The organism is Microscilla marina ATCC 23134, from assembly GCF_000169175.1.
GTDB lineage: Bacteria > Bacteroidota > Bacteroidia > Cytophagales > Microscillaceae > Microscilla > Microscilla marina.
The window spans coordinates 1-12,653 of sequence record NZ_AAWS01000063.1 but is presented as its reverse complement, the minus strand read 5'-3'; the positions used below and the strand labels follow the sequence as shown (position 1 = coordinate 12,653).

The window sequence follows — 12,653 nt, the reverse complement described above, 5'->3', positions numbered from 1 at the left end:
CTTAAACCAAACCAAGGTAATGCGCATCCATTTATTCAAGTGCCTTATTATTGCGGGAGTTTTGCTCTTAGGAGCGAGTGGTTATACCACCGCCCAACAAAATTACAGCGTAAAGATCATTGCTACCGTAGCCCGGCCAGTTTCTCCTTATCTCTCAAACTTCGGATATAACCACTCACTTCAATTGACCATGGTGCTCAACGGCTTGACCTCGTACGCTGGTTACTTGCGAATTAAATTGGAAAGCATCGATGGGCGGGGAATTGTCATACAAACGAGGGATAGTTACCGACCCTTGCTCGACCTGGGACCTAGCCAGACCCTGAGCGGCTCGGAATTATCGGATTATTTCTCGGCTAACAATCTGTCATTCTCTGGGTACTCCCGGCAGCAATATTTGAAGACGAAAAGAGTGCCTGACGGAATTTACCGAATATCATTTTCTTTCGTGGATAGATTCCGGACTAATGTATTGGTGTCCAATGTAGACATTTTGTCGCAGAAAACGTTGCGGGTATTTGCTTTGCAACCAGTAATCGTAAATACCCCTATTCATTTCTCTACCCTAAACAGCCAGAATAGTGGAAATGTTCCAATTTCTATCAACTGGGCTCGTCCTGCTAACACGCCCTTTAATCCTGAGTATGAATTGATATTGAACGAGCTACGCCCCAATTGTCAGAACCAATATGCGAATATAAACGCAAATAACCCAACCGCCAGCCGAATATCTCAAGGCGAAATATTCAATTGCCTGGGGCCAGAGATATTTCGTGCCACCACAACTAGCCTAGCTTACAACTACGGCATGCAAGCCGAACCTGTGTTGGGCTTGGGTAAATGGTACGCCATTCGCATCCAGGCGCGCGACCCCCAAGGCAGAACCTTGTTTATCAACGATGGGGTGAGCCAGATTCGAGTGTTTCGCTATGGCAAACCCTGCCCCGTGCCCGCCCGCCTTCAGGCAAAAGCCCTCAACCCCTACCAGGTACAACTCGATTGGGATGCTCAAAACGACCACACAGGCTATACTGTCCACTTCAAACGCGAAGGCGATGCCTACAAGTGGCATACCAAACGTGCCCTCTCCAACCGCGTCCAAATCAACGACATGGAACCTGGAGTGTCCTATTCGTTCAAACTTACCGCCGATTGTAACGCCTTTGGCAGTGAAGAAACCGCCACCGTAGATTTCAGGATGCCCACTCCCAAGCCCACCGGAGTACAATGCGGCAAGCCCCTGGTGGTAGACCTGAGCAACCAACGCCCTATCTCAGGTTTGCGAGTAGGCGATAAGATCATGGCAGCCGACTTTGAATTTACCCTGGTAGAGGTCAAACCCTTGGGAGGAGGTTGGTTTGCCGGGCGAGCCTACACCCACATCAAGTTTTTTCAGGGAGCCAGGGTGTTTGCCCGGTTCGACCGCATCAAGATAAACACCGACAAGCGCCTCATCGACGGAGAGCTGACCACTGATGGGGCAGGCACCCAAATTATACCCGACGAGTGGCGCGACCAGTATTTGAGCTTTATGGGCGAAATCAACAATTTATTTGACGAAATAGAACGCGGGCTGGACAAGCTAGACCAGGTGGTGGGCAAAATAGACCAAGTACTCAAAAAGGTAGAACAGTGGGTAAAAAACTACAATGGTCCCGACAAAACCGAACTACTGGAAACGATCCAAATTGGTAAAAAGACGATTGAGGACGGGAAGAAAGATTGGAAGGATGGAAAGATAACTGAAGCCACCAAAAAACTGAAGGATGGGGGTGGGAAGATTCTTAAAGTAGCGGGCAAGCTGGCCAAAGAAGCCCTGGAAAGGTTATGGCAAGAATTGAGTGATTTGTTTAGAAAAATTGTTCAGGCAATCAAAGGCGATGACGATGCCCGGCAAAAGCAACTTTCCGGACAAATGGATAGCTTAAGTGTAACCATTGACCGGGAGGTAGCCAGGCTAAGCCCTACCATTGCCCCCGAAAACGCCCCCACACCACAAGCAGACTCTACCGCCTGGCTGGTGGTAAATACCAATGTAGCATCGGCTACCTCGCAGTATCCGGTGACCAAAGTCTACCTGGAAGCCCGACAAAAATATGCAGTAGTGAATGTTCAGCATGGTCAAAAGAAAATCCGCTTGGTGTTGTTGGTAGAATTGCTCCAAAAAGCCGATAAAATGGCCTTGGTGGTGAAGCAAATCAAAGACAAAGCAACAAATATAGTGGAGGAATATAGCCGCCTCAAAAAGGCAGGTAAAAACGAATTAGAGATCATTAACGGTTTGAAGGAGCTGGTAGCCCAGTTTATCAACCAAGCCGTAGTCACTCCGTTTTTAGAAGAAAACGGGTTAAAAAAATAAGCAAATATGTGGATGATTCAACACAAAACTTTGGATACTATGTTGTATACCTTTCTCAAAAAATACACTTTGCTGCTTTGTTTGCTTTTGGCAAGCCTGAGTGGGCAGGCAAAAGAAACCGACCCCGAAATACAACGCCGGATAGCCACAGGCACTAAAGAATTAAAGACAATCATTGCCCAAAATGCCTGGAACAATGCCCACGGTTTGTCGCACCTCAACCGCTATGTGTTTGGCAATACCAAGTGGATCAAGGTACACCAACAAGCCATTGACAACCCGGCGGCAGAAGCGATCAACGCCTTGTTGGTAAAATACAACGAACAAGCTGCTGGGGGCAAGCCCTATGTCTACAATGCGGTAAAGTTGTATGTCTACCTGGGGGGCATTCAGGGGTTTAAAGCCCCCAAACCCGCCAAAAATGAAACCATCGCCCAAACCATTGCCCGGATGAAACGGGAGGGTGACCGCCGCTTGTATGAATATACCCAATACCAAACCGCCCTCCGAAAAGAATACCAAGTACTGAAGGGGATCATGAAAAGTGCCCCGGCGGCCTTTCAAAAATCTAGCTACCAAATGCTGGCGGGGCTGGCCATGTACCTCGATGTATACCCCGAAAAAATAGCTTTGAAACCCAACGAAGTATTGGTCGCGGGCATCCACGGCATATTGCCCAATGCCTCGCTCAGCAAAACCGATGGCGCCATTGCTCCCGTGTTGCGCAGCCAAATGCGTTCTTATATGAAAGCTGTGATCAAGGAACAGCCCCAGCTTACCCCCACCGAAGCGCGCCAACGAAGGGCACAAGCCACCCAAAAGCTGGTAGAAGCCTTGCTTGCCCAATTGGGCAATTACCACCCGGTAAAAAATCCGGCGAAGATTGACTTGAACGCCGAAATGCCCAAGCTCCTGACCATTACCCACCAAGCCGCCAAAGTAGAAGCCATGCAAAGCCAGGTGCCTACCCAAGCCCAATCGGAGCTGGCGGGCAAGGTAGAGGTCTGGAACTACACCGGGCTCAAGGCGAAGGGTTTTCGCTGGGCAGCCACCGAAGACGATAAAATGAGGGCAGAATTTGTCAAGAAAATTGTGTTGGTGGTCACCAACTCCCATACTTCCCGTAGCACCTTGTTTGACATTGCCAACCGCAAAGGACGATTTAATCCGGGGGACGATGAAATGGTGTTTTGGGTACATTACACCGATGCCCGTCACCACACGGCTACTTTTTGGTACAGCCCGCAAGTAGAAGAAGCCCTGCAAAAACTCAAGGCTGACCAGGGAGTCCGCAGGCTCTTTGAAGATATGATGCGCCGGGGGGTAGACGAGATGGGCAAAAGTCTGACCCAGGTATGCGGGGCGGTACACTATGTGACCCGAATGCTGACTAACTGCATAAAAGCAGGGCAGATACCCGAAAAGTATTGGAACCGGGAACACAAAGATTATGTAAAAAGCATGCGCTGGGTGCTGGCCATTGTTGCCATGGATTTTAGCGGGGGCGAGCTGGCCACCCGTTACTTTGCCCTGAGTTGTGGGTTGTGGAATGGCACCCTCAAAACGGTGGGCGATATTACAGGGCTGGTGGCGATGTTTACGGGCTATGTGTCTGACCCTAAACTACGCAGTCAGATGGATGGAATGTTTAAAACGCTCAAAGACAAGGGCTTTTTTAACCTCATCGGCGAGCAGTTTGGCAAGCATTTTAATGCTTTGGCCAAAATCAACCACAAATCTTTTTACCTCCTGGGCGAAGACATCATCTTTATTCTGTCGATGGCGACCGGGGCAGGCGAGCTGGGCTTGTTTGCCAAAGGAGGCAAGCTGGCCAAGTTGGGGCAAGGGCTCAATGGAGCCGTGAAAGGGGGCAAAGCGGCGCTTACGGTGGCGCAAAACAGCTTCCGGGTATTACGCCGACAATTGGCGGGGCAAGTCAACTTTGTCTACCGCAAAACGACCCAAGCTTACGACATAGTGGCTTCGGGCAAGGTGATCGCTACTTTGCAGGGAGGAAAGATCAAAGTCAAGCGTTGGATCAACACTACCCAAGATAAAATACTGCACCCCAAGTCGATGGACAATAGCCCGGATGGGAAGTTTATTGCCAAAAATGAAAAGGGGGAGTATGGGGTTTGTAACCGCCAAGGCAAAGCTTGCTTTGTAGCAGGCACCCTTATACTGACTAACAAAGGCTACAAAAAAATAGAAGACATCAAGGCAGGTGATTGGGTATGGAGTTATAATGAGCAAACAAATAAGCAAGAGCTAAAACAAGTAACTTCTACTATAGAACTTAAGGCGAGTGCTTTGATTTTGCTTAAGTTTAGCAACGAACAAATCTACGCTACTTCTGACCATCCATTTTATCTGGAGGGTAAGTGGGTAAAAGCGGGTAACCTGAGCCAAGGTGATCGTTTGCACCTCTTTCAGAGTCGTAAAATAGCCCTGAATCACCTCATTAAAATTGATACCTCTGTTACTGTTTACAACTTTGCCGTAGCTGATAATCATAACTATTTTGTGGGGCAAAACAGGGTATTGGTACATAACTCGAATGGTTGTGGAGATTTGCTTGCCCGTACCAACAGCCAGGCACTCAAGGATAAAATTAACGCCTTGGGCGATGGCAAGTCAAAGTTTTTAGATGACTTTAAAAATGCTTCCGACGATGTTTTGGCTAAGTTTGAGGCGAAGCCTGAGTTGGTTGAAGCTTGGAAGAAGTTGTTGGATGATGCTGGGGAAACTGCACTTAGAAAGAATGTTGGGGAATTACAAAAGATAACAGATAATTTAGCAGAAGTTAAGAAAATCGGCTACAGCAAGTGGAAAGTAAAAAGTTTACTTAATAGCAATGCCTACAAAGAATTAGATGACTTACTAACTACTAGTAAAATTAGTGAAGTGGAATTTACAGCTTTTGCTAAGGAGTTACGTGCCAACTCTTCTTTTAAAAATCAAATTAACCAACCTAATCCAAGAATAGGTGTAGTAGGTGAGATTAAACAGTGGTTTAACAAACATCGAGTAGCTAATAACCCTGAATTAATCCCTTGTAAAGAATTTGCCAGAGCCAAAGCCAAAATGGGTCGCCCTTATGAACATCAACTAAAAAATGGATTGCTTGATATTTTCAACCCTAAAAAGCAAGTATCTTATAAAGACCAGACGGTGATGGTTGATTTTGTCATTACAAGAGAGGGCAAGCTCATTGTCGGACGGAAACACGGCAAAATGGCTGATGAATTCCCCGTGAGAGGTGCAGGAGAATTTGTAGTTGTGAATGGTAAAGTACGAAGTTTGACTAATAAATCAGGACATTACCAACCCAATGTGGCAGAAACTAAGCGAATGATCAAAGAACTGGAAGAAATGGGGTTAGACTTAAGCGAAGCCAAAATCTTTGATCTAAACAAAAACATTGACCTCGTCATCCAAAACAAGGGTATTTATGAAAAAATGCTTAAAAATGATGTTTGGCGAGATATTCCTCACGAGGTGCTTGACCACCCTAACTTAAAAGCAGTTTATGAAAAGGTGCAAAGTTTAGGTGCAGATGCCGAAAAAGCTTTTATGGAAGGTTTATCGCCCCAGTCGTTTAGAAAAAAAGTTTTTGATAATCCAAGCTTACTAAATAATTGGTGGTCTGCGGCAAAATGGGCGCGTAATCGTTTGGTAGTGAGCTTAAAGCGAGAGTTAAGAGAATTATTAGGAGATCAAATACAAGCGAATCAAATTTTGAGTTTGTATAGGAATACACCTGATTTGTTGCCTAGATTGAGTGAAACTGTAAAACTTCTAAAAACTCATAAACTTTCCGCAGAAAATAATTTAAAAATTTTGAAAAATAAGGCTTTTGTAGAAGCAAGTGTTATGCGAGAACAAGGCATTAAAATTAAGCCTGAGTGGTGGAATGATGTAAATAATAGATGGTTAAAAACATTCGACAAGAAACAAGCTAATCTATCAAAAAGCGAACTTTTAGAATACAGAAAGAATAAGATGACTACTGCTGCTCAAGATATGCAAGCGAAGAAAGGAAGAGTAGTTGAAGAAATTGGGGTTGTCTTTGGTAGGAGACCAGCCTATGAAATTACCAAGGAGTTTGATGACGTAATGAAAACTACGAACCAGCTTTTTATACATGATCCTTCTTGGCGAAAGTGGGGTATTATCTTACCAAAAGTTTTACCAGGAAACTTTCTTGACAATGTTGTTCAAGCTTGTGAAACAGCAGCAAGAATTAAGACGTGGAATTTAGTTGTAAATGGTAAAAAACTAAAAGGTAAAGTTTACATCAATCTGGAGGATTACAATATATTCAATGCTATGCATGCCATGTATGGTAATCCTAACAGTTCCAAAGTAATTAATACAGCACTAAAAAATAAAGGTAATCCATTTCATCAAACTAGAATCACTGATATGGAAATAGCTAATATTGTACGAAATAAAAAATGGTTTGAAAACACTGGGTTTATCAAAAAGGAAAATGGAGTTACTAGAATTTTATCCAAGCAGGAAGTCGAGCAAACTTACGGTATAAAATATATAGGAGATATAGCAGCAAACAAATTTAAGTAAGTTATAGTGAGTGGTGAAGTTGAGGTTAAATTAAGCTTCACCGCTCACTACACTAATAATATTCTGACACAGGTAAATATTTGAATGGGATGTCAAGCTCTTCTGATAGTTCTTCTCCATATTCCTTTAAGTCTTCATCATCAACATGGTGATACCATTCAATTGTCATATTAGGCAGTACCTTCAAAATTTTTATAATGTTGATAATTAATTTTCCCCCCTCTTCATTTATGTAATGAAGGTAAAAACGGAAAGTAGTAAAAGGATTAGGTTTTTTAACGTATTCTGTCAACCAATCTAGGATTGAATCACAAAAAGTCTGATCATCAGGCAAAACATCACCTTTCATTTTAAAAGTCCCTTCTTCGGCGTTCAAAATGACTAATGGGGTATACTCATACTCTTCTTTGAATTGTAATGGCTTCAGTATCATTATAAATAAGCTTGTCTAGTTTTAAAATCTCTCAAAAAAGCATCAAGCATCTTTATTACACAGGTTTTCTCTTCTTCAGGAAGTTTTTGAATATCAGAGGTTTATCTAAAACTGTTTCCGAGTTGCCTACCAAATAATCTAAAGATACCTCGAGAGCATTAGCAATTTTGGTCGCAATGTCAATTGAAGGTTTAATTTCATCGCGTTCGTAACGACCAATTGTTACCGCAGTTATTCCCACTTGTTTGGCCAATTCTCCTTGTGAAAAGTCCTTTTTTTTGCGTTCTACTGCTACATTTTCACCAAAAGACATATCGTAAATGCTATTAAAAAAGCGTATAAATTAATTGTTTATCAAAAATACAATACTTATCTGCTACATCAAAATAGTAAAAGAGCTTAAAACTCTACAGATTATTCGTTACCAAATGAAAACCTGTTTAGGGCATCATTGACTTGTTCTGGAGAGATGTCTTGTTGTTCAAAAAATCGCTGAGCAAGTTTGTAGTTAATGAGTTGTGCAAAGCCATTTAATATAAAATGCCTTGTTATTTTCCCTTTTCCTCCTCCCAGTTGTGCAATCCACTCAATAGTTTTATCCTGAGTAAGCTGATCCTCTATTTCATAAAAGTAGCCTGCGACAAAGTAAATGAGAGAAATAAGGTTTTTAACCACATTGTAGTCAGGTATCCTGTTATCTTCCCAACCTAAAACCTCCTTACAAAACTTAAATACCCCTTCAATCTTGGCTCTCTTGCAGTATAACTCAAACACCATTTGCGCCATTTGAAGCTGATCAACCTGCATATTGGTGATAAGCAACATGGGGTTTTTAAAAATATTCCGTCCAGCACGGTCAAAAAAGCGAATCTTTACTACACTATATATCCTACCTTTGATTTCTACTTCGTTCCACTCAAAAACCCCCTTTGCATCCTGATAGGTCTTGCCCTGTAAAGTCATTTTCTGATAATGAACTTCATCCCCTTGAAAAAACTGCTGATGCCTCAGTTTGATGTTCTTTTCCTTCCCGCTACTACACACTTGTAATTCATTGGAGACCCTATTGAGCTTGCTGCGAACTACAAACAGGTTACCCAAATCCGTTTCATGTTCAAATACCTCCGTATCATCGAAACCTCGGTCATATACATCTACAATGACAGCATTGGGATTAGAAGCACGAATTTGCCCAGTAATTTGACTGGTATGATCCTTGACCAAGCTCTTGAGGTTATAACCTTGCCCCGAAGTAAGAGCTAACTTTATTTCTTTTGCCCTATTTTGATCCTTAAGCTTATTATCTTCATAAAGCCGAAGCTCCTCTACCTTTAAATAGTTAGCGTCGGTTGTGCTGTAGGGGCTACACCTAAGCAAACGAAGGTTTTTGCCACGAATGTCGACACAAGCACTGCTCAGGGAACGGTAGCCATTAATCAGTTTTTTGTCCAAGTCCAATACTTTACACAGGTGGTCAGCCTCTTGGCTATATTTTTTGCGAATGTCACTGGGATCATGCAATACTACTACATAGTCCTTATCCTTGAAATATTCGCTATTGTTCGCCAACAAGCTAATGTTGAGCTTTTCACTATCCAAAACTGTTTTTAAGCTGCCATCCAACATACGGTGATTTCTTGTGTATTCATTTGTGTCTTCGGAAATAGTATAAAGGTTACTCTTCTTCGTAGAAATTAGCTTTTCTATCAAAGAGGAAGCGTTTTTTTTACTTGGGTTTGACCCAACTGAGCTAGTAATGACTCACAATAAGCAGGTAAAGTAGGCATTTTTGACCCTAAATTTAAAACATTTGCAACTCTTCCCTAATCTGTAGAGTTTTCAGAAAAGAGCTGTTCTTTTTATTCGAATATGCTACATTTGAAGCATAAACGATATAAATAGTGATTTTTTAAACATCTAAATACTTATTGATATATCATTTATGCTTTTATCCAAGCAAAGCCCCACTGGTGCACATTTTAATGTGTTCCTTTTTTCTACGAGCATTTAATAATGCGGTTACGAAGCAAACTAAATATTGATTATTAGAAAGTGAAAGCCGAGTCATTTGTCTATAGCTTTTTTATGAATAAGTCTGTCTAGTTTTTACATCTCTCAGCAAAGCATCCAGATTATATAAAATGCATTCTCTGCCTTTTTCGGAGAGTGGGGAATGCATTTGTTTCTTTCAGCCCCGCTGGAGTAAGTCGCCTCGGATGCGCCGTCTTACTCAATATAGATTAAGTTAAAATCAGCTTGCTTGTACCACTCAATGGTACAAAGTTAGAGGTGGTGACCGTACCAATGCGTGCGAAGAATTGACATATTACACACCTCACGGCAAACGTACTTGTATACCGCTGATTTGTTTGATATACTATTTTTTCTTGTCAACAAAGTTACAGGTGAAAAGTACCAGGCATAGCTCACTATTAAAGCTGGCCTACCCCTCCTGCACCATCATTGCCCCATTGATCTTGCGCACAATCTCCTGTACAATCAAATCGGCCGATTGCTGCACCTCTTGACCTTTGGCATCCAGGTTGTTGATACTGTCTACATCATCCCGATGATGTTGCCAATGGTAATGTTGATGTTTACTTGTTTGCTGCCTCCCCCCGTGATTTTATTCATGCCACTCGCACTGGTGGTAGCATCGCTGCCACCAGTGGGACTTGCCTTGGTTTTACCCGGCGTTTTGGTGGGGTTAATCAAGGTATTGAAAGCCGCACCAGTCATCGTATCTACCGTTTTTTTCTTACGGTCTTCATTGAACCTGTCTATCTCATCCTGTAGTTTTTTGAGGCGTTTTTTACGCTCTTTTTCTTCCTTTTCCTGTTGTTCTTCGGCGGGAGTCTTGGGTTGGGGCTTTTTGTCTTGCTGGGCTTGATCTTTTTGTTTTTGACTCAGGCTGTCTGCCTCTTTCGACATCACCCCAATCAGGCGCAGCCCTTGTTTGATTTTGTTGAATACCCAGCTAAACTTGTCAATCAACCAGTTGAACAAATCGCCAATGCCACCAAATACTTTGCCCACAATGGTACCCAAACCTTCAAAAGCTGTACCTACCACTTTAAGCAAAATGCCTCCAATCCACAAAAAGAGTTTGCCCAGTGGGGTAAGCAGGCGTAAAATCACCCGAAGCACCGGGCGCAAACCATTAATCACGGCAGTAACTCCTGCCATGACATTCCCTAGCAAGCCCCCCACATCTACGTTTGCCCGAAACGAATCGGCAAGCTGATAGACAAAAGGCAACACCATATTTACCACTCCGGTAATTGTCTTCCAGATATGCCCAAAATTGTCCATAATCGTATTTGCCACATTGAGCACTACCTCAATGAGAGGCGATAGTGCCCCAATCAGGTTGCCCGCGATGTTCCATACATCCTGGCTGACCATCAGCAGGTTGGTGCGTAACCCACCAAGCAGCTGCTGAATATGATCTTTCATGGGGGCAAAGGTGGTGGCCAGGCGACCAATCAACCCTGAGATATTAGCAAGCATTGTGGCAATAAAAGGAGAGACAAAGCTGACTGCCTGGGCAATGCCCTGCACCACCTCTTTTACGCCCAGCGAAGCATTGCCAAACGCGTGTAGGCTGCCCTTTGCCCCCAACAAATCGCGTTTGAACTGCCCAAAGGCTTGACGCAAGGGAGCAAAAGCATCGCTGAGTATTTTGTAATACTGTCCAAAGTTTTCGCCCAAATCACTGAGCACCCCCGTCATTGATTGGGTCATTTGGCGCAGGAAAGGATCAAAGCGGTCACCAATTTCAATCATTAGTCCACTAAAAGCCGACTTTGCCTTGGTGACATCCCCCGCCAGGTTGTCTTCCATCGTTTTGGCCATTTTTTTGGCGGTGCCCGCTGCGGTATTGAGCACAATGTCGTAGCCCTTGATGGCTTCAGCTCCTTTGAGGGTAATTTCACCTCCTTTTTTGAGGGCAGCCTGCAAACGCTTTTCCCCAAGGAGTCGCTTCATCAGGGCTACCTGGGTGGCATTGGCCGCATCAATTTTTAGCTTCTTTTCTCCGTTGAGTAGCGAGAGCATATTTTTGGTGGCCTCAGAACCATAAAGGGTGGCAATGGTGGCTTGCTTTTGCTTGTCGGTCATATTGACCGTGACTCGGTTGAGTTCCTGAATCATCCCGGCGATGCCTTTGAACTTGCCCTTGGCATCAAACATTTCAATGCCTAAGCCTTTCATGAGGGTACGCATTTGACGGGTGGGTTTGGCCAGGCGATTGAAACCCGAAGCCAGGGTAGTGGTGGCTACCGAACCCTGCAAACCATTGTCGCCCAAAATACCAATGGCTGACGCCGATTCTTCCAGGCTTACTCCCAAAGCCCTTGCTGTAGGTGCCAGGTACTTCATACTTTCGGCGAGCATTTCGAGGTTGGTATTACTGGAAGTAATCGTTTTGGCAAATACATCGGCTACCCGGTCGCTTTGGTCAGCGCTGAGCCCAAAGGCAGAAATGGCATTGGAGGCAATGTCGGCGGTGCGTCCCAAGTCCATTCCCGAAGCCGCCGCCAGGTCAAGCACTCCCCCCAAGGCACTCGCCGCATCCTTTGCCGAAAAGCCCGCCATCCCCAGGTACTCTAAACCTTGCCCCGCTTCCCTGGCGCTAAACCGGGTCGTTTTACCCATTTCAAGCGCCTTGTTACGCAGTACTTGAAACTCTTCGGCGTTTGCATTACTAATGGCTTGCACCCGGCTCATCTGGGCGTTGAAGCCCATACTTTCTTTGACCGCCACTCCAAAGGCAAGGGTGGCGGCTGCCCCCATGGCAAGCAAGGTCTTTTTGAGTCCTTTGAAGGCAGTGCTCACTCCCGAAACTACGACCCCACGAAGCTTGCCCATTTTGCGGATGACCCTTGAAATGGCGTTGCCCACGGCAGCTACCGCACGGCTTGCCACCGGGAAACGCTCCTGAAACTTGCCCGCTGCTTTGCTTGCTTGTGCACCCAGTTGCTCTACCTTAGACCTGGCTTTTCCGGCAAGCTTGTTTAATTTATCAACTTTGGAACTTGCCAGGTCCCGCATTTTGAGGGCAAACTCGTAGATTTTCATGAGATGTTTTTGCTCTCAAGCTAGGTGGGATTTGAGGATAGTATAAAGTCTTTATTTAGGCTTTAGTTAATTACAAAGGTAAAATAGTAGCTAAAGACAAGGATTAAAATCAAAAGTATTTAGGTTGGTGTTTTGAATGATAGGGTTAAATATATTCAGAAAGTTTTATGCACCTGACTGTTATCAATTTCTGAATGA

General features: G+C 44.1%; 6 protein-coding genes. 2 read left to right on the top strand and 4 right to left on the bottom strand.

Going from position 1 to position 12,653, the window contains the following annotated elements:
- Positions 1-19: 19 nt before the first annotated feature.
- Together M23134_RS33025 and M23134_RS39310 are read left to right on the top strand one after the other, a co-directional pair.
- Entirely contained in the window at positions 20-2,359 is a 2,340-nt protein-coding gene (locus M23134_RS33025) for a fibronectin type III domain-containing protein (protein ID WP_075164102.1), read from the top strand.
- Positions 2,360-2,371: 12 nt separating this feature from the next.
- A complete protein-coding gene (locus M23134_RS39310) occupies positions 2,372-6,943 on the top strand; it encodes a polymorphic toxin-type HINT domain-containing protein (protein WP_198145128.1) in 4,572 nt (1,523 codons plus the stop codon).
- Positions 6,944-6,995: 52 nt separating this feature from the next.
- Here the strand turns inward: M23134_RS39310 and M23134_RS33015 are convergent, their stop codons facing one another.
- The 4 genes from M23134_RS33015 to M23134_RS39305 all read right to left on the bottom strand — a co-directional run bounded on the left by M23134_RS33015 (position 6,996) and on the right by M23134_RS39305 (position 12,455).
- Entirely contained in the window at positions 6,996-7,376 is a 381-nt protein-coding gene (locus M23134_RS33015) for a SiaC family regulatory phosphoprotein (RefSeq protein ID WP_002704274.1), read from the bottom strand.
- Positions 7,377-7,431: 55 nt separating this feature from the next.
- Positions 7,432-7,689 (bottom strand): helix-turn-helix domain-containing protein, encoded by a 258-nt coding sequence (locus M23134_RS33010; protein WP_002704273.1) that lies wholly within the window; start codon positions 7,687-7,689, stop codon positions 7,432-7,434.
- A 101-nt stretch (positions 7,690-7,790) separates the two neighbouring features.
- Positions 7,791-9,086 carry a transposase gene (locus M23134_RS33005; protein WP_157558661.1) on the bottom strand — a complete coding sequence of 432 codons (1,296 nt, stop codon included), beginning with the start codon at positions 9,084-9,086 and terminating at the stop codon, positions 7,791-7,793.
- Positions 9,087-9,932: 846 nt separating this feature from the next.
- Positions 9,933-12,455, bottom strand: a complete 2,523-nt coding sequence (locus M23134_RS39305; protein ID WP_002704271.1) for a phage tail tape measure protein — start codon at positions 12,453-12,455, stop codon at positions 9,933-9,935.
- Positions 12,456-12,653: the final 198 nt, after the last annotated feature.